Annotated in this window: 23 protein-coding genes and 1 tRNA gene; 6 read left to right on the top strand and 18 right to left on the bottom strand. The window is 69.0% G+C overall.

Going from position 1 to position 24,772, the window contains the following annotated elements; translation table 11 throughout:
* Positions 1 to 107 precede the first annotated feature (107 nt).
* From OPF83_RS00155 to OPF83_RS00185, 7 genes are all read right to left on the bottom strand, one after another.
* A complete protein-coding gene (locus OPF83_RS00155; RefSeq protein WP_264885189.1) occupies positions 108 to 1,100 on the bottom strand; it encodes a YafY family protein in 993 nt (330 codons plus the stop codon).
* Positions 1,097 to 2,065 carry a YafY family protein gene (locus OPF83_RS00160; RefSeq protein ID WP_264885190.1) on the bottom strand — a complete coding sequence of 323 codons (969 nt, stop codon included), beginning with the start codon at positions 2,063 to 2,065 and terminating at the stop codon, positions 1,097 to 1,099. Before OPF83_RS00160 ends, OPF83_RS00155 begins: the two co-directional genes overlap by 4 nt.
* Before the next feature lie 11 nt (positions 2,066 to 2,076).
* Complete coding sequence (gene pafA, locus OPF83_RS00165) at positions 2,077 to 3,483, bottom strand: Pup--protein ligase (RefSeq protein ID WP_264885191.1); 1,407 nt, start codon at positions 3,481 to 3,483, stop codon at positions 2,077 to 2,079.
* Between the two features lie 5 nt (positions 3,484 to 3,488).
* Complete coding sequence (locus OPF83_RS00170; protein WP_264885192.1) at positions 3,489 to 3,665, bottom strand: ubiquitin-like protein Pup; 177 nt, start codon at positions 3,663 to 3,665, stop codon at positions 3,489 to 3,491.
* Positions 3,666 to 3,734: 69 nt separating this feature from the next.
* Positions 3,735 to 5,246, bottom strand: a complete 1,512-nt coding sequence (gene dop / locus OPF83_RS00175) for a depupylase/deamidase Dop (RefSeq protein WP_264885193.1) — start codon at positions 5,244 to 5,246, stop codon at positions 3,735 to 3,737.
* Complete coding sequence (arc, locus tag OPF83_RS00180; RefSeq protein ID WP_264885194.1) at positions 5,243 to 6,946, bottom strand: proteasome ATPase; 1,704 nt, start codon at positions 6,944 to 6,946, stop codon at positions 5,243 to 5,245. The genes dop and arc overlap by 4 nt, the downstream gene beginning before the upstream one ends.
* Before the next feature lie 142 nt (positions 6,947 to 7,088).
* Positions 7,089 to 7,928 carry a tRNA (adenine-N1)-methyltransferase gene (locus tag OPF83_RS00185; protein WP_264885196.1) on the bottom strand — a complete coding sequence of 280 codons (840 nt, stop codon included), beginning with the start codon at positions 7,926 to 7,928 and terminating at the stop codon, positions 7,089 to 7,091.
* 64 nt (positions 7,929 to 7,992) lie between these two features.
* Between OPF83_RS00185 and OPF83_RS00190 the strand changes: the two genes are divergently transcribed.
* Both OPF83_RS00190 and OPF83_RS00195 read left to right on the top strand, forming a co-directional pair.
* Positions 7,993 to 8,991 (top strand): RecB family exonuclease, encoded by a 999-nt coding sequence (locus tag OPF83_RS00190; RefSeq protein ID WP_264885197.1) that lies wholly within the window; start codon positions 7,993 to 7,995, stop codon positions 8,989 to 8,991.
* Between the two features lie 16 nt (positions 8,992 to 9,007).
* Positions 9,008 to 9,775, top strand: a complete 768-nt coding sequence (locus tag OPF83_RS00195) for a thioesterase family protein (RefSeq protein ID WP_264885198.1) — start codon at positions 9,008 to 9,010, stop codon at positions 9,773 to 9,775.
* 67 nt (positions 9,776 to 9,842) lie between these two features.
* On the opposite strand, the gene hisG is transcribed toward OPF83_RS00195, so the two are convergent.
* From hisG to metH, 5 genes are all read right to left on the bottom strand, one after another.
* Positions 9,843 to 10,694, bottom strand: a complete 852-nt coding sequence (gene hisG, locus OPF83_RS00200; RefSeq protein ID WP_264885199.1) for an ATP phosphoribosyltransferase — start codon at positions 10,692 to 10,694, stop codon at positions 9,843 to 9,845.
* A 47-nt stretch (positions 10,695 to 10,741) separates the two neighbouring features.
* Positions 10,742 to 11,005: a phosphoribosyl-ATP diphosphatase gene (locus OPF83_RS00205; RefSeq protein WP_264885200.1), complete on the bottom strand. Its 264-nt coding sequence runs from the start codon at positions 11,003 to 11,005 to the stop codon at positions 10,742 to 10,744.
* Positions 11,002 to 11,718, bottom strand: a complete 717-nt coding sequence (locus tag OPF83_RS00210; protein WP_264885201.1) for an HAD family phosphatase — start codon at positions 11,716 to 11,718, stop codon at positions 11,002 to 11,004. The genes OPF83_RS00205 and OPF83_RS00210 overlap by 4 nt, the downstream gene beginning before the upstream one ends.
* A gap of 73 nt (positions 11,719 to 11,791) precedes the next feature.
* Positions 11,792 to 12,316, bottom strand: coding sequence for a hypothetical protein (locus OPF83_RS00215; RefSeq protein WP_264885202.1), 525 nt, complete (start codon positions 12,314 to 12,316; stop codon positions 11,792 to 11,794).
* 190 nt (positions 12,317 to 12,506) lie between these two features.
* The gene (gene metH / locus OPF83_RS00220; protein WP_264885203.1) at positions 12,507 to 16,067 is read right to left on the bottom strand and encodes a methionine synthase; all 3,561 of its coding nucleotides are present in this window, start codon (positions 16,065 to 16,067) and stop codon (positions 12,507 to 12,509) included.
* Between the two features lie 49 nt (positions 16,068 to 16,116).
* Between metH and OPF83_RS00225 the strand changes: the two genes are divergently transcribed.
* Entirely contained in the window at positions 16,117 to 17,043 is a 927-nt protein-coding gene (locus OPF83_RS00225; protein WP_264885204.1) for a PAC2 family protein, read from the top strand.
* A gap of 6 nt (positions 17,044 to 17,049) precedes the next feature.
* Here the strand turns inward: OPF83_RS00225 and mshC are convergent, their stop codons facing one another.
* The 5 genes from mshC to OPF83_RS00250 all read right to left on the bottom strand — a co-directional run bounded on the left by mshC (position 17,050) and on the right by OPF83_RS00250 (position 21,461).
* The gene (mshC, locus tag OPF83_RS00230; RefSeq protein ID WP_264885205.1) at positions 17,050 to 18,303 is read right to left on the bottom strand and encodes a cysteine--1-D-myo-inosityl 2-amino-2-deoxy-alpha-D-glucopyranoside ligase; all 1,254 of its coding nucleotides are present in this window, start codon (positions 18,301 to 18,303) and stop codon (positions 17,050 to 17,052) included.
* A gap of 27 nt (positions 18,304 to 18,330) precedes the next feature.
* Entirely contained in the window at positions 18,331 to 19,113 is a 783-nt protein-coding gene (locus OPF83_RS00235) for an SCO1664 family protein (protein WP_264885206.1), read from the bottom strand.
* A complete protein-coding gene (locus OPF83_RS00240) occupies positions 19,110 to 19,697 on the bottom strand; it encodes a DUF3090 domain-containing protein (RefSeq protein WP_264885207.1) in 588 nt (195 codons plus the stop codon). Before OPF83_RS00240 ends, OPF83_RS00235 begins: the two co-directional genes overlap by 4 nt.
* A gap of 55 nt (positions 19,698 to 19,752) precedes the next feature.
* A complete protein-coding gene (locus OPF83_RS00245) occupies positions 19,753 to 20,457 on the bottom strand; it encodes a histidine phosphatase family protein (RefSeq protein WP_264885209.1) in 705 nt (234 codons plus the stop codon).
* Between the two features lie 158 nt (positions 20,458 to 20,615).
* A complete protein-coding gene (locus tag OPF83_RS00250) occupies positions 20,616 to 21,461 on the bottom strand; it encodes an undecaprenyl-diphosphate phosphatase (RefSeq protein WP_264885544.1) in 846 nt (281 codons plus the stop codon).
* A 185-nt stretch (positions 21,462 to 21,646) separates the two neighbouring features.
* Between OPF83_RS00250 and OPF83_RS00255 the strand changes: the two genes are divergently transcribed.
* Positions 21,647 to 22,675: a WD40 repeat domain-containing protein gene (locus OPF83_RS00255; RefSeq protein WP_264885210.1), complete on the top strand. Its 1,029-nt coding sequence runs from the start codon at positions 21,647 to 21,649 to the stop codon at positions 22,673 to 22,675.
* 69 nt (positions 22,676 to 22,744) lie between these two features.
* Positions 22,745 to 23,812 carry a quinone-dependent dihydroorotate dehydrogenase gene (locus OPF83_RS00260; protein WP_264885211.1) on the top strand — a complete coding sequence of 356 codons (1,068 nt, stop codon included), beginning with the start codon at positions 22,745 to 22,747 and terminating at the stop codon, positions 23,810 to 23,812.
* Positions 23,813 to 23,912: 100 nt separating this feature from the next.
* Here OPF83_RS00260 and OPF83_RS00265 read toward each other — a convergent pair whose 3' ends face one another.
* Positions 23,913 to 24,455: a YbhB/YbcL family Raf kinase inhibitor-like protein gene (locus OPF83_RS00265; RefSeq protein WP_264885212.1), complete on the bottom strand. Its 543-nt coding sequence runs from the start codon at positions 24,453 to 24,455 to the stop codon at positions 23,913 to 23,915.
* Between the two features lie 189 nt (positions 24,456 to 24,644).
* Here OPF83_RS00265 and OPF83_RS00270 point away from each other — a divergent pair.
* A tRNA-Leu gene (locus OPF83_RS00270) sits at positions 24,645 to 24,730 on the top strand.
* The last annotated feature ends 42 nt before the right edge of the window (positions 24,731 to 24,772 follow it).

Raw genomic sequence — 24,772 nt, forward strand, 5'->3', positions numbered from 1 at the left:
TCAACCTCCGTTTGTCTGACAACGTTTCCATGCTAACGCACCTACTCCGGGGGCCGTCGCGCCCGTACCGCCGGTTACCTCTCGTGACCTGCGCGTTCACCGACTATTTACGTCTCGGCTGCAGTCGCTTCCCCCGCCGCATCGTCACCAGCGTCGACATGGTCTCCGGCGTAGGCGGCCAGACCGGCCGCCGCCCGCTGCGCGATCTGGTCCGCGAGCTCCGGATCGACCGGGGTCACCACGTCGGCATGACCCAACAGGAAGCGGAGGAGCCAGGCCCGGTCGTGATAGGCGATCTCCACGTCGATATCGCCGTCCGGTCGCCGGTGGACAGAACGGAACCCGAACTCGTCGAGGAACCACGCACCGGCCGCCGGGACAACCGCCTTCTCGATCGTCGGTGTGCCGTCGCCGTCGTCGTCACCCTGGGGCTCCGGACCGAGCGCGCGGCGTTCACCGACGTCCTCCACCCGGCTCATCCGGTCCGTGCGGAACATCCGCCACTGGCCGGAGCCGCGATCCACCCCGTGCACATACGAATGACCGTCTGAGACGGAGATCCGTGCCGGGTCCACGACGCGGATGGTGGAGGTGTCGGAACTGGCCGAGTGGTAGACGAACCTCAACGCCCGGCCGGACCGGACGGCGGTGCGCACCACGTCGGCGTCGGCGTCCGTGGCGCCCGCCTCCGGGGCCGGCGCCGCACCGTGGGTGCCCGCTGCGGTCCGGAGGGTCGCCAGCAGATCCCGAAGTGCGGTCTGTTCGACGACCTCGGGCCGGTCGAGGAACACGGCCAGGCCGGTCTCGAGGGTCACCGCCTCGGCGGCGGTGAGGCGGACCGGTCGGTCGATCCCGGCGGTGAAGGTCACCTCGACCAATTCGGCCTCGTCGAGATCCTCCGCGGAGAACGCCAGGTCGATCAGGTCACCGGGACCGTAGCCCGGCAACCCGCATGACCACAGCTGCCACAACGCGTCGCGGAGCTGGCCGTCCGACAGGCCCAGGTCCTGTGCCGCCTCGGACACGGGGACGGCGCCACGACTGTGGAAGTACGGGACGATGCTCAGCAGGGTCGCGAGCGGGACCGAACGGGGGCTCATCGGCGGGCCTCCTCGGCAGCGGTGAGGATCGAGACCACGCGGACGCGTAGTTCTGCCGGACCGAGCGCGACAGCGTCGGCGCCCTGGGCCGCGACCAGCGAGGAGAGCTCCCCCAGTGGCGCGGCGATCTCGAGGTCGGCCCCGGCACGGCCGAACCTCACGTGCGGCTCCTCCGCCCGTGCCATGGCCCGTAGTTCCGCGGCGTGCCCGTCGGCGGCCCACACGGTGGCCTGCAGGATCGGGTTGAGCCGGGACACCGCGTCGTCGAGGAGGTCGAGCACCCGGTCGGTCGAGGGCACGGGCACGCTGCGCCGACCTTTGCCGACCTTGACGTCCGACATCCGGACCAGGCGGAAGGTCCGCGCCTCGCCACGGTCCAGATCGTGGCCCACGAGGTACCAGTGACCGTGCCGCGATCCGGTCCACCACGGCTCGACGCGGCGGGACGTGGCCTCACTGCCACCGGCCGGGGTGTGCGCGAATGTCACCACGGCGCCGTCGGCCACGGCCTCGGACACCACTGCCGCGGTGGCCAGTTCGGCGGGGTCCTCGACGGAGACGGTCGTCCCCACGTCGTGCCCGGGATCGATCCCCGCGGCGGTGAGTTTGGCCAGCGCTCCGCCGGCACGTGCCGATCGCTCCCCCTCGCGCCAGACCTCGGCGGCCACGGCGAGGACGCCGGCCTGCTCCGGGGTCAGCGTGATCTCGGGGAGCTCGTAGTCCCGGGCCGGGATGCGGTATCCGGCCGGTGAACCCGGTGCCAGCGACGCCCCCTGCTCGAGCGGCACGCCGGCGTCGCGGAGCTCGCGCTTGTCGCGCTCGAACATGCGCAGGAAAGCGGCCTCGTTCTCGCAGTCGTCGTAGCCCTGCACCATCCGCTGGATCTGACCGGCGGACAGGTAGGCGTTGGTCGACCGCAGGCAGATCACGAGGTTGACCAGTCGCTGGGACTTCGAGGTGGACACGAGTGCGAACGCTATCTGCCGAGCCCGGCGATCAGCTCGTCGACACGCGGATCCATGTTGGCGAAAGGGTCGCTCAGCGGGATGGTCGGCAGCGCGCCGTCGGTGACCTTGAGGTGGACCCAGTCGACGGTGTGGTCTCGCCCCGCCTCGCGGGCTGCGGAGATGAAGCGACCCCGCAGGGCCGCTCGCGTGGTCTCCGGTGCGGCGGTGCGGGCGTGCTCGACGGCCGAGTCGTCCACGACCCGGGACACCATGCCGCGACGTTCGAGGATCGAGTGGAGCCCGCGACCGGGACGGATGTCGTGGTAGGTGAGGTCGATCTGTGCCAGGCGCGGGTGGGTCATGTCGACGCCGGTCTTGTCCTGTACCTGCCGGATGAGCCGGAGCTTGGCCGCCCAGTCGATGTCCGCGGCGATCGAGTCGTGGTCCCCGGACTCGACGGCGTCCAGTACGCGCTCCCACAGAGCGACGCAGTCGGTCACCACGTCCCGGTCGTCGCGCTCCCAGCCGCCGGCGTCGAGGTAGCGGTGCACGGCGGCGAGGAACTCTCGTTGGATCTCGAGCGCGGTCATGGTGGTTCCGTCGGCCATCGCCACAGGCCGCGTGCCGGTGAGGTCGCGGCTGATCTCGCGGATCGCCCGGACCGGGTGCGTCACGGCCATGGGACGCAGGTCGATGCCGGCCTCGAGCATCTCCAGCACGAGCCGTGTGCTGGCCACCTTCAACAGGGTGGTGGTCTCGATCATGTTGGAATCGCCCACGATCACGTGCATGCGCCGGAATCGGGTCGAGTCGGCGTGCGGCTCGTCGCGGGTGTTGATGAGCGGCCGGGACCGCGTGGTGGCGGACGAGACGCCGTCCCACATGTGCTCGGCGCGCTGCGAGAAGCAGAACACCGGCTCGTGGGTCTCCCCCAGCCCGACGCCGGCGGGAGTGCCGGGCAGGATCTTCCCGGCGCCGCACAGCAGCTGCCGGCTCACGAGGAACGGCAGAAGGGTGGTGCCGATGCTGCGCACCTGGGTGGACCGGTCGAGGAGGTAGTTCTCGTGGCAGCCGTAGGAGTTGCCCACCGAGTCCGTGTTGTTCTTGAACAGGAACACCTTCGCGTCGATGCCCTCGGCGGCCAGCGACTCCTCCGCCGCGAGGCCGAGCGCGTCGACGATCCGCTCGCCGGCCCGGTCATGGGCCACGAGCTGGCGCAGCCCGTCGCACTCGGCCGTGGCGTACTCGGGATGCGAGCCCACGTCGAGGTAGAGACGGGAGCCGTTCTCGAGGAAGACGTTCGAGCTGCGCCACCGCTCGACCACGGGGCGGAAGAGGTACCGCGCGATCTCGTCGGCACCGAGCGAGCGGCCACCCTCGACCCCGACGCTGGTGATCCCGAATTCGGTCTCGATCCCGACGATGCGCCGCTGCATGGGCTCTACTGCCCGCCCTTCTGGACGTAGGACTTCACGAACTCCTCGGCGTTGGTCTCGAGGATGTCGTCGATCTCGTCCAGCAGTGAATCCGCGGAGCTGGTGTCGGCGGACTTGGCGACCTGGCCGGCCTCGTCGTCGCCCTCGCCGGGGCCGCCGGCGTTTTTCTGGATCTGGGACATGGTGGTCACTCCTTGTGTCGTGGCGCCGTGGGCGCCGGAACTTGCGTGGTGCGCGCGTGGGGTGGGAGCTCAGCCCGTGGGCGTGTAGGTACCGTCCGGACCGTCCGCCGACAGGAAGTCCGGGGTGGCCTCGCAGAACTCCCTGGTGCCGGTGTACGGGTCCGCCAGGTCGATGCGGCGTTCGTGCCCCCGGGTGTCGACGACGACGACGTGGTCCCACCCCGCCGCGTGGACGCGATCCCCGAGTTCGGCCAGGAAGCGCCCTCGGGCCCACGCCCGCGTCCGTTCCGGCGGCGTCGTGATCGCGGCCTCGACCTCGGCGTCAGTCGTGAGTCTGCGGATGGCGCCCTTGGACGCTAGACGGTTGTAGAGTCCGCGGTCGGGATCGAGGTCGTGGTACTGGACGTCGATCAGGGCCAGCCGCGCGTGGTCCCAGGACAGGTCGTCGCGGGCGCGGAAGCCCTCGAGCAGACGTAGCTTGGCGGGCCAGTCCAGGCGGTCGGCGCACGACATCGGGTCCTGCCCGAGCGCGTCGAGGACAGCCCGCCACTCGTCGAGCACCTCGAGCGCCCACGCGGGTCGACCCCGTCCGTCGCCGACCAGGTCGGCGACCCTGGCCAGGATCTCCCGCTGGATCTCGAGCGCGGTGAGCTCCCGACCATCGCCCAGGCGAACGGTCGCGGTGAGCGAGGGGTCGTGGCTGATGATGTGCACCGCCTCGACCGGATCCACGGGCAGCAGGTCCGCCAGGTCGACGCCGGCCTCGATCGCGTCCAGCACCAGGCAGGTGGTGCCGATCTTGAGGTAGGTGGGCAGTTCGGCCATGTTGGCGTCGCCGATGATCACGTGCAGCCGCCGCCAGGTCTCATCGGTGGCGTGGGGCTCGTCGCGGGTGTTGATGATCCCGCGGCGCAACGTGGTCTCGAGCCCGGTGAGCACCTCGATGTAGTCGGCACGCTGGGAGATCTGGAACCCCGCGGTCTGTCCCTCCTGGCCGATGCCGACCCGGCCTGCGCCGGTGTAGACCTGACGGGACAGCAGATGGGCGGCCAGGCTCATGGTGAGCGCGTCGAAGTCCACGTCGCGCCGCACGAGGTAGTTCTCGTGCGCCCCGTAGGAGGCGCCCTTGCCGTCGACGTTGTTCTTGTAGAGCTTGAGCTCCGCGTTGCCCTCGGTGGCCGAGGACTCGACGCCCGCGCGGTGCATGATCAGCTCGCCCGCCTTGTCCCAGATCACCGCGTCGCGCGGCGAGTCGACCTCGGGGGCCGAGTACTCGGGGTGGGCGTGGTCCACGTAGAACCGGGCGCCGTTGGTGAGCACCCGGTTGGTGATGCCGAACTCACTCGGGTCGTACGCGCGGGCGATGCCGAAGTCGAAGCCGCGGGCGTCCCGCAGCGGGGACTCCGATCCGTAGTCCCATCGGGCCTCGTCCGCGCCGCCGGTGCCCTCACCAGGGTCGCTGTAGGCCTTGACGACCTGCGTGGAGGTGACCACCGAACTCAGCAGTGGCTGGCCCACCGCGACGATGCCGAATTCGATCTCGGTGCCGATGATCCGCCCCCGCGGCTCCGCGGCGCTCACTCGTCCCCTCCCCTGTCGGGCACGGTGACCTCGACCACGCGCTCGCCACGGACGCCCGTCAGGCGGGCCCACTCTTGCGGGTTCGAGGTGTTGGGGAGATCCGTGTTCTCGGCGAACTCGGCATCGACTGCGTCGAGGAAATCGTCCGTCGTCAGGCCCTTGCCGCCGCCGTGGACGATGTCCTTGATCGCGAGCTTCTTGGCCCGGTCGACGATGTTGCGCAGCATCGCTCCGGAGGTGAGGTCCGCCAGGTACAGCGAGGAGCGGCGCCCGGACGCGAACACCAGGTGGACATAGGTCGTGTCGGCGTCACGGGTGTAGAGGCGTTCGGCGACCCGGTCGATCAGCGCCCCGACGTGCTCGGTCGGCTCCGCCCCGTTCATGTCGTCCGGATCGAACCGCAGGTCCGCGGTGATGTACTTGCCGAGGATGTCCACGGCAGCGTCCCGGTCCGGACGGTCGATCCGGATCTTCAGGTCCAGTCGGCCCGGACGCAGGATGGCTGGGTCGATCATGTCCTCGCGGTTGGAGGCGCCGATCACGATGACGTTGCGCAGGTCCTCCACGCCGTCGATCTCTGCCAGCAGCTGCGGGACGATCGTGGTCTCCATGTCGGAGGACACGCCCGACCCCCGCGTCCGGAAGATCGAATCCATCTCGTCGAAGAACACGATCACCGGGTTGCCCTCGGTCGCCTTTTCCCGCGCGCGCTCGAAGATCGAGCGGATGTGACGCTCGGTCTCGCCGACGTACTTGTTGAGCAGTTCCGGCCCCTTGATGGACAGGAAGTACGAGTTCGGGTACGTGCCGTTGCTGACGTCCTCGCCACGCGAGAGGGCGGCGGCCCGTGCCAGTGAATGCGCCACGGCCTTGGCGATGAGCGTCTTGCCACAGCCGGGCGGGCCGTAGAGCAGCACTCCCTTGGGCGGTGCCAGGTGGAACTCGCGGTACAGGTCGTGGTGGATGAACGGCAGTTCGATGGCGTCCCGGATCTGCTCGATCTGCGGTCCGAGACCGCCGATGTCCGAGTAGTCGACGGTCGGGATCTCCTCGAGCAGCAGCTCGTCGACCTCGGCCTTGGGCACCACCTCGAACGCCACGGCGGCCTTCGGGTCCACCAGGACCGCATCGCCGGAACGCACCGGCGCGGGATGGTCCGCGGTACGGCCGCCGCGCAGGGACTCGGCCAGGTGCACGATGTGCTCCTCGTCGTTGCCCATCACCACGCGCGCACGCAGACCGTCGGCCAGGACGTCACGGAAGACCGCGGTGACGCCGGTGGTGGGCAGGACGGAGGAGACCTCGAGGACCGTCAAGGCCTCGTTGAGGCGCACCGTGGCGCCCACCGTGAGATCCGAGGTATCGAGACCGGGCGCGATCGTCAGGAGCATGCGCCGACCCGAGGTCACCACCTCGACGGTCTCGGCACTCTCGCCCGCGGCGGCCACGACCACGCCGTAGGTGCTCGGCGGTGTCCCGAGACGTTCGACCTCGCCCTTGAGCATCGCGAGCTCGTCGCGGGACTCCTTGAGCAGTTCGGCCAGACGCACGTTGCGTGCGCCCAGGGCATCAATCTTGACGGACTTCTCGCGCTCCGCACGGGCACCCTCGTCAGCCGCCTTCCGCAGCCTCGCCAGTTCCGCCCGGTCGACAGTGACACGATCGTCACCCTGTCCGGCCGGGGAAGGTCCCTCTGTCACGCGATCACCCGCTCTCCCTCGTCGCCGACGAATCTCCTCGTCGTCGTTCCCTCCACCCTATCGCCGGGGCGAGGTGGGGGCGTCGGCGCGGTGAGGTGGGGTCTCATCCCACCGGACGGGCGCGCGGCGGGATGGTCCCGGGTCAGCCCTTCCCGGCGCGGCGCTTCGGCTTGAGGGTTGTGACACCCTCGGCGAGACGGCGCGCGGTCACCAGGAAGGCGGTGTGGCCCTGCATGCGGTGCTCCGGACGCACCGCCAGTCCAACCACGTGCCACCCACGATTGATCGACTCCCACGCCCGGGGCTCGGTCCAACACTGCTGACGGCGGAGACCTTCGACCACGTCCGACAGCTGCGTCGAAGTGGCCACATAGACCACCAACACACCGCCCGGGACCAGGACGTCCTTCACCGTCGGCAGGCACTCCCACGGCGCCAGCATGTCCAGGATCACCCGGTCCACCTGGCCACCCAGCTCCTCGACCGAGGTCTCCGCCAGATCCGCCACCCGCAGGTCCCAGTTCTCGGGCGTGTCGCCGTAGAAGGTCCTGACGTTGCGCTCGGCGTGCTCGGCGTGGTCGGCGCGGATCTCGTACGAGAACACCTGTCCCTCGGGCCCCACCGCGCGCAGGAGCGAACAGGTCAGTGCTCCCGACCCCGCTCCGGCCTCGAGGACGCGGGCGCCTGGGAAGATGTCGCCCTCGTGCACGATCTGTGCGGCGTCCTTCGGATAGATCACCTGGGCGCCGCGCGGCATCGACAGGACGTAGTCGGTGAGCAGCGGGCGCAGGGCGAGGTAGTTCGCGTCCTTGCTCGAGGTGATGATCGAGCCCTCCGGGGCACCGATCAGGTCGTCGTGCTTCACCGCCCCGTGGTGCGTGAAGAACTCTGCGCCCTCGACCAGGACGACGGTGTACTTGCGTCCCTTGGTGTCGGTGAGCTGGACACGGTCGCCGACGGTGAACGGGCCGGATCGCTGCACTGTGGACCTCCAGGGTGCTTGTCGGGGCCGGATGTCCGACCGGTTGTCTACCCTGCCAGGTGTGATGGATCCTGTTGAAATCGACGGCACCGGGCAGCGCGACGGACACGACGGACATGGCGGTCAGGTCGGGAATGGCGCTCACACCGGGACCGGCGGCCACGGCGGCCAAGGCGCGAACAGCGGGACCGGCGGTCACGGCGCGAACGGCGACGGAATCGCTGCCGGGCGGAAGCCGCTGGCGTTGTCCGCCTCCCGCGCCGCGGACTTCACCCGGTGCCCCCTGCTCTACCGGCTCCGTGCCGTGGATCGCAACCCCGAACCCCGTACCCGGGCACAGGTCCTGGGCACGGTCGTGCACTCGGTCCTCGAGGACCTGTACGGACTCGAGCAGGAGGAGCGGGCGCCGGAGCGCGCCGCTCAGCTCGTACCGCTCGCCGTGGAGCGCTTCTACGCGGAGGACTCAGGTGGCGAGGTGGTACCACTGTCCGGACGGGCGGAGTTCGAATCCGATGTGGCCGGACTGGTCGCCGCGCTGTACGGGGTCGAGGACCCCCAGCGCTTCTCCCCAGCCTCGTGCGAGCAGTACCTCCTCACCTCGACCTCGGCCGGGACACCGCTCCATGGCTTTCTCGACCGGGTGGACGTCGCGCCGACGGGTGAGGTCCGGGTCGTGGACTACAAGACGGGCAAGCCCCCGCACCCCAGGTTTCGGGACCAGGCGATGTTCCAGATGCGATTCTACTCCCTCATGTATCAGCGCATCCACGGCGTGCTGCCCGCGCAGCTCAAGCTCATCTACCTCAAGAACGGCAGTTGGCTCACCCTGACGCCGGACCTGGCCTCGATGGTCGAGACAGAAGCGTCGCTGGACCGCCTCTGGTCGCAGATCGAGGAGGCCGGCGAGAGCGGGGACTTCCGCCCCCGCACGTCGAGATTGTGCGACTGGTGCGATCATCAAGCACTGTGCCCGGCGTTCGGAGGAACGCCGCCGGAGTACCCGGGATGGCCGGGAACACGTGTGGTCCCCGCCGGTACACCCAATCTGTCGACTGGTGAGTGAGAGTGCAGGAGTGGGAATGACGGAGGCCTATTACGAGCCGCTCGGTACAGAGGACGACTGGGAGCTGTTCCGGGCGACGCCCCACACGGTGAGCGCATGGGGACCGGACCTCCAGCACGGGGCTCCGCCCTCGGCCATCCTCACCCGGGCGATGGAGCGGGTCGAGGGTGCCGAGGACACGCGGATCTCCCGGGTCGCGGTGGACCTCCTCGGTGCGGTCCCGCTGGGCGAACTGCGGACGCGTGCCCGGGTCACGCGCCCGGGGAAACGGATCGAGCTCGTCGAGGCCGAGCTCGAGGCCGGTGGCCGCGTGGTCGCCCGCGCCAGTGCATGGCGCATGCGGGCCAGCGACACGACAGAGGTGGAGCAGACAGTCGAACCTGTCCGGCAGCTTCCCACCAGTGATCGGGACAGTTCGTTCTTCAGCCGGTGGACCAGCGGCTACATCGATTCCCTGCAGATCCGCGGCGCAGAGGACGGCACGGTCTGGGCTCGGCCCAGTTTGCCTCTGGTCGCCGGTGAGCCCGTGACCCCGATCGTTCAGCTCATGTGTGTCGCGGATATCGCCAACGGTGTCGGGGCGGTGCTGGAACCGACCGACTGGCGGTTCCTCAACACCGATCTGATCACGCACGTCCACCGTCTCCCCCGAGGTGAGTGGATCGGAGTCCGGGCCGACGCCTCGATCGGGCCCGACGGAGTGGGTACCACTCAGGGCACCCTGTTCGACGAGAACGGTGCGATCGGACACACCCTCCAGGCGTTGCTCATCGAATCGGTCTAGTCACCGGACAGGCAACGGGACCCGGAGGCCATCGGCCGCCGGGTCCGCGACTTTTCCGACGGGCTGATCAGCCCATCCGGCACGAGCGGATGTCGGTCGCGATGATCGACTTGGCGCCGGCGGCGGCGAGTCGGTCCATGATCGAGTTGACCTGCTTGCGCGGCACCATCGACCGCACGGCGATCCACGCGGGATCAGCCATCGGCGACACCGTCGGTGACTCGAGGCCGGGCGTGATCGCCGAGACGTCCTCGAGCAATTCCCTGGGGCAGTTGTAGTCGAGCATCATGTACTGCTGGGCGAAGACCACGCCCTGCAGTCGGTTGCGCATCTGCGTCATCCCAGACGTGGCGTCGGCGCCGGCACGCGCGATGAGCACTCCCGACGAATCGCAGAGAACGTCCCCGAACGCCTCGAGTCCGTGGAGCTTGAGAGTGCGACCCGAGCCCACCACGTCGGCGATGCAGTCCGACACACCGAGCTGGATCGAGATCTCCACCGCGCCGTCGAGACGGATGACGTCGGCCTCCACGCCGCGGTCGGCGAGATCCTTGCGAACGATGTTCGGGTACGACGTGGCGATCCGGGCACCCGCCAGGCGATCCGTGCTCCACCCCTCACCAGCGGGGCCGGCGTAGCGGAAGGTGGACCGGCCGAAACCCAGGTCCAGGAGCTCATCGACCTCGGCCAGGGAATCGGCACTGAGATCTCGCCCGGTGATCCCCAGATCGAGGCGGCCCGAACCGACGTAGACGGCGATGTCCTTCGGACGGAGGAAGTAGAACTCGACATCGTTCTCGCGATCGATGAGCGAGAGGTCTTTACTCCCCTCGTGGCGCCGGCGGTACCCGGCCTCTGCGAGCATCTCGGAAGCGGACTCGGACAGGGCGCCCTTGTTGGGCACTGCGACGCGCAGCATGGTGACTCCAGACGAGTGGGTGTGTGAGGGTGTGGCGCGGTGTCGGCTCACAGATGTCGGTAGATGTCCTCGAGACCCAGCCCCCGCTTGAGCATCATGACCTGGGTCCAGTACAGGAGCTGCGAGATCTCCTCGGCCAACTCTGCGTCTGACTGGTACTCGGCGGCGATCCAGACCTCGCCGGCCTCCTCGATGACCTTCTTGCCCAGATGATGGACGCCCTTGTCGTACGCGGTCACGGTCCCGGAGCCCTCAGGGCGCGCGGAGATCCGCTCGGACAGTTCGGCGAACAGCGAGTCGAAGGTCTTCACGCGCCCGATTGTCCCACAGCCACGCCGACGGGTGTCCCCGAGGTGAGTGTGTGCAGTGCCGACAGGCCCACGCCCTCCAGGGTCGGATGCGTGTGCGCACCCGGGACATCGGGCTGTCCCTCGGTCGACGGGACATAGAGCACACGGCATCCGGCTGTGACGGCCGCGGTCGCGCCCGTCACGGAGTCCTCCACCGCGACCGTCGATGCGGGGCTGACTCCGAGTCGCTCGCAGGCCAGGAGGTACGGGTCCGGTGCGGGTTTGCCGTTCGGGACCATGCACCCGGTCACCACCACGTCGAAGCGTGTCCGGTCGATGAACTCCAGCGGAACCCGCGCGACGTCCGCGGTGGTGTTGGTGACCAGGGCGACCGTCGTCCCGGTCTCCGCGATCTCGGTGAGGAGTTCCTCGGCTCCCGGGCGCCAGCGCATGTCGGTGCGCATCAGTTCGGTGACGCGGGTGTTGAGGCGGTGCGCCAACCGATCGAACTCAGCGCCCTCGATCGTGCGGCCGGTGTACTCACCGAGGATTTCGAAGAAACCCTGGAGGGAGTTGCCCAGGGTCCGTTCGCGGGTGGCGTCGTCCAGCGGACGGCCCATGTATTCGGCGAGCTCGAACACCGCGATGTCCCACAGGCGTTCGGTGTCGACGAGGGTGCCGTCCATATCGAGGCAGAGGGCGGCCGGGGGCAGATCAGAGGCGTTGCTGGTCACGGCCTACTGTCTACCGGACTGGCCGCTGGCTGGCAGATCCGGCGGACGGCCGGGGGCAGGCGAACCGCGCCGTTCAGCACTCCTGTGGGGCGACGATGAAGTGCTCGGTGTGCGTGGTGGAGCCGAAGGGCACCACTGATCCCGGCGCGAAGGTCGGGAAGAGCGACTTGCTCGCGGACACCGTCACGGCGATGTGACCACGCCCGGTGATGGTCCCCTGGGTGCCGACCTCGGGTCCGGTCGACTGAACGGTCTGCGACCCACGCTGGCCGGTGTCGATGTTGTGCCACGAGATGGTCGCCGAGTTGAACGGGAACATCGTGGCCGAGAAATCGAAAGAGCCGACCGGGTGGTCCAGATCCCTCGCACCCGCCGCCACTGCCTGGTGGAAACGGCCGTCCTCGCCGAGCTTGCAGCTCGGGAACACGCTGTACCGGATCGTGTGCTCGCCGCCCAGCGGGTACGGGAGCCGGACATCCCACGCGGGAGTGTCGTGCCACACCTGGGCGGACGCGGCCGGGGCGTTCGCCACGGCCACTCCCCCGGCGAGCATGGCAGCTGCGCACACCATGGCAGCGGGTCGACGGATGGCACTCATGGCGGACTCCTCAGCTCGGACTACGGCTGTACCAGGTCTATCGCTGCGGAAGACCGAGTAGTTAGCCGTTCCGGGCGACGCGGGTCAACGAACGGGACCCGGGTGCAAGATCTGCACCCGGGCCCCGCTCGTCATGATCGCTCCCGACCGCCGTCCCGGGTATCGCCGACCCGACGCAGTCGCGAGCGGATCAGGTGTTGAAGTACTTCGCCTCCGGGTGGTACAGCACGAACGCGTCGGTCGACTGCTCCGGGTGGAGCTGGAGTTCGTCGGACAGCTCCACGCCGATACGCTCCGGCTCCAGGAGGTCGATGACGACCTTCCGTGACTCCAGGTCCGGGCACGCGCCGTAGCCGAAGCTGTACCGGGCGCCGCGGTACTTCAGGTTGAAGTACTCCTCGATCGCGTCGGGGTCCTCGGTGGAGACCGCGCCGTCCGGTAGCTGCAGCTCGTCACGGACCCGGCGGTGCCAGAACTCGGCCAGAGCCTCGGTCAGCTGTACTGACAGGCCGTGCACCTCGAGGTAGTCACGGTAGTTGTCAGCGGCGAACAGTTCGTTGGCGAAGTCGGCGATGGGCGTGCCCATCGTGACGAGCTGGAACGGCAGGACGTCGACGACGCCCTCCTCGATGCACCGCTCGCGGGAGGCCAGGAAGTCCGGGATGGACAGGAAGCGCGGCCGCTGCTGCCGCGGGAAGGCGACCTTGTGGAGCACCTCGGCGTCGGGACGCGGCTCGGCGAGGATCCAGACCTCGTCACCGACCGAGTACGCCGGGAAGTACCCGTACACGACCGCGGCGTGCGACAGGATTCCCTTCGTCGTCAGCTTGCTGATCCACTCGCGCAGCCGCGGACGGCCTTCGGTGGCCACCAGGTCGTCGTAGTCCGGTCCGTCCCCGCCGCGGGTGCCGCGCAGCCCCCACTGACCGAAGAACAGGGCACGCTCGTCGAGGTGGCCGGCGTAGTCGGCCACCTGGATACCCTTGGCGATGCGGGTGCCCCAGAACGGCGGGGTGGCGATCGGCTGGTCCGCCGCGACATCGGAACGCTCGGGGACCACGATCGGCTCGGCCTCGGCGGCACGCTTGGCGGCGATCCGCTCGGAGCGTGCGCGACGCTCGCGGCGCTCGGCAGCCTTGGCCGCGGCCTCCGACGATTCCGAGATCGGCACGCCGGTGCGCTTGGCGGTCATGACCTCGTCCATCAGGCGCAGGCCCTCGAACGCGTCACGGGCGTAGAAGACGTCGCCCTCGTACATGTCGGCCAGGTCGACCTCGACATACGCGCGGGTGAGCGCGGCACCACCGAGGAGGACGGGGAACTCTCCCGCGATGCCCTCGGAATTGAGTTCGGCGAGGTTGTCTCTCATGACCACGGTGGACTTGACCAGCAGTCCGGACATGCCGATCACGTCGGCCTTGTGCTCGCGGGCCGCGGAGATAATGTCGGCGATCGGCTGCTTGATACCGATGTTGACCACGTCGTAGCCGTTGTTGGACAGGATGATGTCCACGAGGTTCTTGCCGATGTCGTGCACGTCGCCCTTGACCGTCGCCAGGACGATGCGGCCCTTGCCGTCGTCATCACTGGCCTCCATGTGGGGCTCGAGGTGCGCGACGGCGGCCTTCATCGTCTCCGCCGACTGCAGGACGAACGGAAGCTGCATCTGGCCCGACCCGAACAGCTCACCGACGGTCTTCATCCCGTCCAGGAGATGCTCGTTGATGATCTCCAACGGCGGGATCTGCTCCATCGCCGCGTCGAGGTCATCCTCGAGGCCCTTGCGCTCGCCGTCGACGATGCGGGCGGCGAGGCGCTCCATGAGGGGCATTCCGGCGAGCTCCGCCGCACGCGCGTCCTTGGCACTGGCGGCCGAGACGCCCTCGAACAGCTCCATGAACACCTGGAGGGGGTCGTAGCCCTCACGACGGCGGTCGTAGACCAGGTCGAGTGCCACCTCACGCTGCCGCTCGTCGATCTTGCTCATCGGCAGGATCTTGGAGCTGTGCGCGATCGCGGTGTCCAGCCCGGCCTGGATGCACTCGTGGAGGAACACCGAGTTGAGCACCTGGCGGGCAGCCGGGTTGAGGCCGAAGGAGATATTGGACAGACCCAGCGTGGTGTGGATGTCCGGGTACTTCTCGGTCAGGCGGCGGATGGCCTCGATGGTCTCGATGCCGTCGCGTCGCACCTCCTCCTGACCGGTCGAGATCGGGAAGGTGAGGCAGTCGATGATGATGTCGTTCTCCGCCACGCCCCAGTTCTCGGTGAGGTCGGCGATGAGCCGCTCGGCGATCTCGACCTTGCGGTCGGCGGTACGGGCCTGGCCTTCCTCGTCGATCGTCAGACCGACCACCGCGGGTCCGTGCTCGGCGACCATCCGCATGATCCGCTGGAAGCGGGAATCCGGTCCGGCCCCGTCCTCGTAGTTCACCGAGTTGACCGCGCAGCGTCCACCCAGGTGCTCGAGACCTGCCTTGATGACGTCCGGCTCGGTGGAGTCAAGCATGATCGGCAGCGTGGAGGCCGTGGCGAACCGGCCCGCCAGCTCCGCCATGTCCAGGGCACCGTCACGCCCCACGTAGTCGACGCACAGGTCGACCATCTGGGCACCGTCGCGCATCTGTTCCTTGGCGATGTCCATGCACGTCTCCCAGTCAGAAGCCAGCATGGCCTCCCGGAAGCGCTTGGAACCGTTGGAGTTGGTGCGTTCGCCGATCATGATGATGCCGGCGTCGGCGCGCATCGGCGTGGCGGTGTAGAGCGACGAGACGGCGTTGATCGGTTCGACCGTGCGCTCCGCCTTGGTCCGTCCGAGGACCTCCGCGCGGAGCTTGGTGATGTGCTCGGGCGTGGTGCCACAGCAGCCGCCCACCATCGACAGTCCGAACTCGGAGACGAAATCCGAGACCTGCGGCGCGAACTCGTCCGCCCCGAGCGGGTAGACCGCGCCGTGCTTGCCGAGCTCGGGAAGACCGGCGTTGGGCATCACCGACACCGGGATGCTGGCGTGCTGGGACAGGTAGCGCAGGTGCTCGACCATCTCGGACGGACCGGTCGCGCAGTTGAGGCCGATCATGTCGATGCCGAGCGGCTCGAGGGCGGTCACCGCGGCACCGATGTCCGAACCCAGGAGCATGGTGCCGGTGGTCTCGATGGTGACGTGGGAGATGATCGGGAGCTTCCGGCCGGCCGCGGCCATACCGTCCTGGCACCCCAGGACCGCGGCCTTGACCTGGAGGAGGTCCTGGCTGGTCTCGATCAGGTACGCGTCCGCGCCACCGCGGGCGAGTCCCTCTGCGGCCAGCGCGTACGCGCCACGGATCTCCTGGAACGTGGTCTGCCCAAGCGACGGGAGCTTGGTACCGGGCCCGAGCGAGCCGAGCACCATGCGCGGGACCCCGTCCTCTGACGGGCCCATCTCGTCGGCGACCTTGCGGGCGATCGCGGCGCCCTTCTCGGAGAGTTCACTGATCCGGTCGACGATGTCGTAGTCGCCGAGATTGGACAGGTTACAGCCGAAGGTGTTGGTCTCCACGAGGTCGGCTCCGGCCTCGAAGTAGGCGCGGTGGATGTTCTCGACGACGTCCGGGCGGGTGGCGTTGAGGATCTCGTTGCAGCCCTCCAGGCCGAGGAAACCGGCGTCGACGTCGAGATCCACCGCCTGCAACATCGTGCCCATCGCCCCGTCGCCGATCAACACACGCCGACGAACGGCTTCCAACAGGGGCGAATCGAAATCGACTGACATGGCCCCAGTGTATGGGTGAGCGGAAATCGGACGTACGTAGGCTGTACCAATGACTGTCGAATGGAGTCCCGATGGGCAGCTGGATCTCGAGAGCCCGGTGATGATCGTCGCCTTCGAGGGATGGAACGACGCCGCAGACGTGGCGACCGGGACGATCGAGCACCTCGCCCTCAACTGGGAGGCCAGGCAGATCGCCGAGATCGGCGGTGACGAATTCTTCGACTACCTGGACCAACGCCCCGTCGTCACACACGCGGGGGGCGTCTCGCGGTCGATCGAATGGCCCCGGATCGTGGTGTCCGCGTGCAGTCCCGACGGTGTCGCCAATGACGTCCTGTTGGTACGTGGACCCGAGCCGGCCCTCAAATGGCGTCGCTTCGCCTCGGAGTTCGTCGACCTCGTCGACACCCTCGGGGTGTCCCAGGTCGTCCTGCTGGGTGCCTATCTGGCGGACGTGCCCCACACCCGTCCGGTCCCCCTCACCGGCGCGGCGTTCAGCCGGCAACGCATGGCCACGATGGGGATCGAACCCTCGGACTACGAGGGCCCGACCGGAATGACCGGGGTTCTCCAGCAGCTCCTCACCGAGGCCGGTGTCCCGACCCTGAGCCTGTGGGCGGGGGTCCCCCACTACGTGGCCTCACCGCCGAATCCGCGCGGAACGGAGGCCGTCCTGTCGTGGCTGGCCGACAACCTCGGGATGGCGGTGGCGATGGACGCGCTCCACGTCCAGGCCCGGACCTGGGTGGACAAGGTCAACGCAGCGGCGGGCGAGGACGAGGACCTGCGCGACTACATCCGGTCCCTTGAGGACCGGGTGGACGAGTCCACGGGCATCCACCACGGCGTCGACCCCGAGCCCGACCGTGGACGCGCCTCCACCGGGGAGGCGATGCCGTTGGTCGACGGCGACGCGATCGCCGCGGAGTTCGAGCGCTTCCTGCGAGGGGACCGGGACGAGCCGGACGACGACTGACGCGGGTCAGTCCAGCGACGTGTGGACGCCGAGCAGACCGTCCAGAGCGGTCGCGACCGCCGCGCCGGCCCCCTCGTCGGAGGTGTCGCCCTCGAGCGTCGCCGCGGCCCAGGCATCGACAGCGGCGAGCGCGCCCGGCGTGTCGAGATCGTCGGCGAGTCGCTCACGCAGTGCCGCGATGACGTCTGCGGAATCGGCGCCGGCACCACAGGCGACGGCCCGACTCCACGTCGAGTGACGCACGCGCGCGGCGTCCAGCACGTCCTGCGACCAGGACCGGTCGGTGCGGTAGTGGCCGGCGAACAGACCCAGCCGGATGAGTGCCGGATCCACTCCCTGACCGCGGAGCTCCCGGACGCGGACGAGATTGCCGAGCGACTTGCTCATCTTGACGCCGTCGAGACCGATCATCGCGGCGTGCACGTAGAACCGGGCGAACGGCCGCTCCCCTGACGCGGCCTCCGCGTGCGCGGCGGAGAACTCGTGGTGCGGGAACGCCAGATCGGTCCCCCCGCCCTGGATGTCGAAGCTCATGCCGAGCCGGTTGCGGGCGATCGCTGAACACTCGATGTGCCAGCCGGGGCGTCCGTCACCCCACGGCGAGGGCCACGCGGGCTCGCCCTGTCGCTGCATCCGCCACAGAAGTGCGTCGAGCGGGTGTTCCTTACCCTCGCGGTCCGGGTCACCGCCCCGTTCGGCGAAGGCCGCGGCCATCTCATCGTCGTCATATCCCGACTCGTACCCGAAGTCCCCCGTGGCACGGTGCCGGTAGTAGACATCGGCGTACCCGGCGATCCCCGGATCGACACGGTAGGCGTGGCCCAGGTCCATGAGCTCGCCGACCATCTGGACCACCTCGTCGATCGTCTCTGTGGCGGCGACGTACTGCTGCGGTGGGAAGATGCGCAACGCCTCCATGTCCGAACGGAAGCGATCCGTCTCGGCGTCGCCCAGCTCGCGCCAGTCCACGCCGTCCCGCTCGGCGCGCTCGAACAGCGGATCGTCGACGTCCGTGGTGTTCTGCACGTAGTGCACCGCGTGCCCGGAATCAAGGAGCACCCGGTAGACGAGGTCGAACGTGAGATAGGTCGCCGCGTGGCCGAGATGGGTGGTGTCGTACGGGGTGATCCCGCAGACGTACATCCGGGCGACCGGTCCCGGCGCGACCTCTCGGACTGAACCGGTGGCGGTGTCGTAGAGGCTCAGTGAGGCGCCGTCGCCGGGGACCGAGGGGACGACAGGCGTGGACCACGAGTGCATGCGGCCGAGTCTAGAGACTCCCGGTGCTCAGAACAGAGGCCAGGGTAAGGGGTACCCCGGTCCCGGCGTGGGGAACCGTCCACCGGTCACAAGGGCGTCGACGCGAGTGGCGAGTGCGTCGATCTCGTCCGATGACAGCAGGTCGCCCAGTTCGGTGGTGAGCCCGTCGTCAGTGGCCAGCGCCCCGGCCAGACGATCCAGCCCCGCGAGGTCACCCCCGTCGAGGGGCTGCGATGCCCACCCCCACAGCACCGTCCGGAGCTTGGGATCGACGTGGAAGGACAGTCCGTGGTCTATCGCCCAGCTGCGACCGAGACGATCCACGAGGACGTGCCCGCCCTTGCGGTCCGCGTTGTTGACGACCAGATCGAACACCGCGATGCGACGCAGTCGCTCGTCGGTGCCGTGCGCCACGACCACCTCTTCGCCCCGGGCCCCCTCCCCCCGGAGGACCACGGCGCGCCCGTCGGGGACCGACTCGACAGGATGCACGTCCACCGGGTCGGGTCCGTCGCCGGTCGCCGGATCGCGCTCGTCCACCCACCGTTGGGCCATCCCCACCCCACCGGGTCCGTGGGCGGTCACGGTCTCGGGGACGAGATCCCAGCCGAGTGCGTCGGACACGAGGTACGCGGCGACCTCCCGTGCGGCGAGGGTGCCGTCGGGGAAATCCATCAGGGGACGCTCGCCCGCCGTCGGTTTGTACACCCACTGGTCCCCGTCCGCGTCGACGCAGCGGTAGACGGCGTTACTCCCGGACGGGATCCGGTGCAGGACGGTGAGCTCGGGGGTGACGGGCCGGCGCGTCACGGGTCGATGAGCTCGGTCAGTGCCTCCGTCGACCGCGGGTGATAGCCGTTGAGCCGGACACACAGGTGCCCGGTGGTGTCGATCGGCTCGCCGCAGAGGGGGCACGGCTGTCGGCCGGCCGAGACGACCTTGTCGCTCCGCAGGACGAACTGGCGGGCGCGGTGCGGGGTGAGGAACACGCGCAGCGCGTCCGGTGCGTCCTCGGCGTCGGACAGCACCACGGACTCGTCCGTCGCGTCCGGATCGATCGCGAGGAGCTCCACGACGATCTGGCCGCTGTCCCCGTCCCAGCCCAGTCCCATCGTCCCGACGGTGAACTCGGGGTCGACAGGCATCTCGAGCGGCTCGAGGTCGTCGACCATCCCGCCTGCGGGAGGCACCGTGACATCGGATTTGGCGGCGATCTCGTCGAGGAGGTCCCCCATCCTGTCGGAGAGGATCTTGGCCTGCTGCTTCTCACACCGCACGGTGATCGTGCGCCCGGAGCCGGAGGCCTGGACGAAGAAGACACGCTCGCCCGGTTGGCCGACCGTGCCCACCACGAACCTGCCGGGTTCGCGGAACTCGTGGACTGACCTGCTCATGCCGGGTGTCTCCTTGGGTGCGCTGGAGGGTGGGTGTGCCTGGTGCTACGGGTACTCAGGGTACGTTCCCGCCGGGGACGGCATCGGATTCCGCATGTCCGGGAGTCGCCGCGGCCACGTGGCCGGCCGGGTCGCCACGGAGGCCGGTGAGGTCCCCGCCCGTGTCGTTGACCCGCAACACGAACGGTCGGTGCGGCGTGTAGCGCACGACGGACACCGACGCGGGGTCCACGACGATCCTCTGGAACTGGTCCAGGTGCATCCCGTACGCGTCCGCGAGGATCGCCTTGATCACGTCACCGTGGCTACAGGCGACCCACAGGACGTCCCGGCCGGAGGCCTCCGCCAGCCGCCGGTCGTGGTGGCGGATGGCGTCGACTGACCGGGCGGCCATCACGGCGAGCGACTCGCCCCCGGGAAACTCCGCTGACGAGGGGTGCTGCTGCACGACCGACCACATCTTCTCGCCGGTGAGCTCCTTCAGTGGCCGCCCGGTCCAGCTCCCGTAGTCGACCTCGACCAGTCGTTCGTCGACGACCGGATCAATCCCCAGTGCCGCGGCGAGGGGCTCGACCGTCTGCCGACACCGCATGAGCGGTGACCGCACCACCGCCTCCACGGGCAGTCCGTCAAGCCTTCCCCGTAGTGCCGCGGCCTGGGCGTGCCCGGTCTGGTCGAGTTCGATCCCCGGGGTCCGACCGGCGAGTGTCAACGCCGTGTTGGCGGTGGAACGGCCGTGCCGGAGAAGGATGACGGTCATAGAGGGCAGGTTACCGGCGGCGCCACGGGGCCGCCGCCGCCCCGGGCGTCAACGGCCACCTGGCCCGGGCCTCAACAGCCACCTGACCCGGGCCTCGACAGCCACCTGACCCGGGCCCCACCAGCCGCCTGGCCCGGCGGTCACGGTCCGGAACCGGGTCAGTTGGCCGGGATCGTGCCGGTGGCGAGCAGCCCCATGACCAGAAGCCCGAGGAGAATGCGGTATCCGGCGAACCAGGCGAGCGAGTGCTTCTCGACGAAGCGGAGGAACCAGGCGATCGCGGCGTAGCCGATCGCGAAGGCGACGAGGGTGCCCACCAGGAGCTGCGCACCGCTGGCCGACTGCCCCGCCGCCGGGTCGAAGGCGTCCGGGAGGCTGAACAGTCCGGAGGCGAGCACCGCAGGGATGGCCAGCAGGAACGAGAACCGGGCGGCGGCCTCGCGCGACATGTTGAGGAACATGCCCGCGGAGATCGTGCCGCCGGATCGACTGACGCCGGGGATCAGGGCGAGGCACTGGGCCAGGCCCATGATGACCGCGTCCTTCATCTTGAGCCCCTCGAGGGACTTGGGTTCGACCGGCCGGTCCTGACGGCCGAGCTTCTCCGCGAGGAGGAAGACGAACGAGAACGCGATGAGCACGATCGCCGTGATCCACAGGTTGCGTGCCGCGTCGCGGATGAAGTCCTTGCCGAAGAACCCGATGAGCGCGATGGGGATCGAGCCGATGATCACGTACCACCCGAGGCGGTAGTCGGGATCGTCGCGGCGCGCGGAGTCGAACACGCCGCGGATCCATGCGATGAGGATCCGCACGATGTCCTTGAAGAAGAACACCAGGACCGCGGCCTCGGTTCCCAGCTGGACGACGGCGGTGAACGACGCTCCCGCGTCCTCCCCGAAGAACCAGGTGGAGAAGATCCGGAGATGCCCGGAGGACGACACGGGCAGGAACTCGGTGAGGCCCTGGAGGACCGACAGGACGACGACCTGGAGCCAGGACATTCCTTCCGCGGTCGGTGCGGCGAGGACCGTTGTGTTCACGGTGCGGCTCCCTCTCGTTCGGTCGTGCCGGATGGTGTTCTGCGGCCCGGTCGCGCCTCGCCGCCCGTGCAGAGGGTAGTCGACCGGACCTGAAAGGTGCCTGAAGTCGTGCGTGGTGGACAATAGGCCACGTCGAAAGGAACACCGTGAATCGTCGTGTCCTCCGCCGTTCCGGCGTGCCCGCAGCGCTCCTCGCGCTCGTGGTGGTCCTGTCCGCCTGCTCGACCCCGACCGATCAGTTGGACGAGTCCCAGCTCGTGCAAGGCGACGCGGCGCCGGTCGAGTCGCCCCAGCAGTCCGATCCGAAGGGTGGCGAACTCGTCGCCGTACCCGGATCGGTCCGCGCGCTCGTGGCCGTGGGTGATCGGCTCGCCGCGCAGACGGTGCGACCGCCGTCGCTGGAGATCGGCACCGTCGAGGGCACACAGTGGTCTCCGGATGTCACCGTCGAGCTCCCCGAGAGCGCCGGGGTCGCCACCGGTGGTGACGACGGGTCGATCGTCGTGCCGTACGACGACGGCGTCGTCGTGGTCTCCCCCGACGGCGACTCCCGCGAGGTATCCGGACTGGGCCCGGTCTCCGCGGCCGCGGTGACCGCCGACGGTCAGCTCGTCACCGGCACCGCCGACGGCGACATCGTCTTCCGGGATGCCGAGGGCACGGAGGTGAACCGCCTCGGCGGACTCTCGGCCGTCGACGTGCTCGAGCTCTCGCGGGACGGCTCGATCTCCGCGCTGAGTCGTCCGGACTCCGTGATCGCGAGCATCGATCCGGACGAGGGTCAGGCGGGGCCCCTCCTGCGCGCAGGGCGAGGCGCGGGGATGGTCGATGAGTTCTCCGAGCAGTCGCTCGTCGCCTCGGACACCGTCGGCAGCACGCTGCTCGTGTACTCGACCTCACCGGTCAGACTGCACCAGCAGTTCCCGGTCGCGGCGTCGCCCTGGGCCGTGGCGTCGGCGCCGTCCGGTGAGGTGGTCTGGATGACGTCCACCGGAACCAACACCGTTCAGGCGTACGATCTCGGCGACGGCATCGGCACGCTGCTCACCGAGATCCCGACGGTGCGTCAGCCAGACGCACTGGCGGTGACCGATTCCGGCACCGTGGTGGTGGGGTCCGGGGACGGGGCGGGGCTGCACCTGATCCGCCCTGACCTGTCCGAGTCCGTCGGCTGATCCGGGCCTGCCGGCCGGTCCCGGGTCGGAACACGACGTAACCCGCCCACGCAACACTCGAGGAGAACCGTGTACGCGCTGATCAAGAAGGTGCTGTTCCGCTTTCCCGCGGAGCGGATCCACCACCTGGTGTTCGGGCTGCTCAAGCTTCTGACACTGATCCCGCCACTCGGCGCACTGGTCCGCAGGGTCCTCGGCGTGCATGACGAGATCCTCGCGCAGGACGTGCTCGGCAGGGCGTTCCCGGGACCGTTGGGGCTCGCCGCCGGGTTCGACAAGAACGCGGCCGCGGTCGACTCGTGGGGCGCGATCGGCTTCGGGTTCAGTGAGGTCGGCACGGTCACCGCGTCCGCCCAGCCGGGTAACCCGACCCCGCGTCTGTTCCGCCTCGTCGAAGACCGCGCGATCCTCAACCGGATGGGCTTCAACAACCACGGCGCCGGCAACGCGGCCAACAACCTGCGCCGCCGTCGCAGCACTGATCCCGTGGGCATCAACATCGGAAAGACCAAGATCGTTCCGGCCGAGGATGCGGTCCGGGACTACGTCGCGTCGGCGACGATGCTCACCGGGCTGGCGGACTATCTCGTGGTCAACGTCAGCTCTCCCAACACGCCCGGCCTCCGCGATCTCCAGGCCGTGGAGTCCCTGCGTTCGATCCTCACTGCCGTGCAGAACGTGTCGACGATCCCGGTGTTGGTGAAGATCGCCCCAGATCTGGACGACGACGACATCGACGCTGTCACGGATCTGGTGCTCGAACTCGGTCTGGCGGGAATCGTCGCGACCAACACGACCATTTCCCGGGAGGGCCTGCGGACACCCGCCGGTGAGGTCGAGGCGCTCGGCGCCGGTGGCATCTCCGGGGCGCCCGTCGCCGCACGGTCCCGCGAGGTCCTCTCTCGCATCTACGCTCGTGCAGGCGGCAGGATCGTCATCATTTCGGTCGGCGGTGTCGAGTCGCCCGAGGACGTCTGGGACCGCATCACCCACGGGGCGAACCTGGTCCAGACCTACACCGGGTTCATCTTCGCGGGTACCTCGCTCCTGTACGGCACGAACAAGCTGGTGGCCAAGCGTCTCCGTCAGGGCGGGTACCGCTCGCTCGCGGAGGCCGTCGGTTCGGCGGTCCGCTGAGCCGGGTCGTCCGCTGGACCCGCTGCTCGACAGCGCAGCGTGGACATCACAACGAGGCCAGTACAGCGCCCACCCCGACGACGGGGTGGGCGCTGTGCGTCTACTGCTCGAAGAGCGCGGTGGTGGTGCCGCGCGCCAGGCCCTGACCGAAGAGGTTGAATCCGACGAACGCACACGAGGCGTCGTCCCCGAGCTCGATCACGTCGCCCACCGCGTGGACGGCGAGGATGTAGCGGTGCGGTCCGTGCCCGGCCGGAGGGGCCGCGCCGACGAACCCCTTGAAGCCGGCGTCGTTCCGGACGACCACGGCCCCGTCGGGCAGGCCCGAGGTGTCCGCTGCGGTGCAGGCGCCTTCCGGCAGCGAGGTGACGTCCGCCGGGATGTTGGCGACCGACCAGTGCCAGAAGCCCGAGGCCGTCGGCGCGTCGGGATCGAAGACGGTCACCACGTAGCTCTTGGTGCCCTCGGGTCCGGCGCTCCAGCTCACCTGGGGTGAGCGGTCGAGTCCGCCCTCTACACCCATCGTGCCGCCCAGTTGTCCCGCGGCGAGGGCCGCGCCGTCGGCGAAGGACTCACTGGTCACCGTGAGGGCGGGAAGCTGCGGCAGTGCGGCATAGGGATCGGGAACGCGGAACTCGGTCATCGTCACTCTCCTGGTCTCGAACGTCGTGGAGGCGGTCCTCCATCCGGCCACGTCCATGTCTACCAGCGAATACCGACTGCCGTGGCGAGCGCGAGGACCCCGATTTGGTCCTCGGTTCGGGCATCGGCTAATGTTTCTCCTCGCACGGCCAAGGCGGGACACACCCCGCGGAGGCCAGCAAGTGTGCAAGCGCGAGTGGCGGAATGGCAGACGCGCTAGCTTGAGGTGCTAGTGTCCTATTAACGGACGTGGGGGTTCAAGTCCCCCCTCGCGCACACTGTGTCGAGACAGTAGATGGGCCCCGGATCCGTGAGGAT

Source organism: Dietzia sp. NCCP-2495, from assembly GCF_026011735.1.
Classification (GTDB): domain Bacteria; phylum Actinomycetota; class Actinomycetes; order Mycobacteriales; family Mycobacteriaceae; genus Dietzia.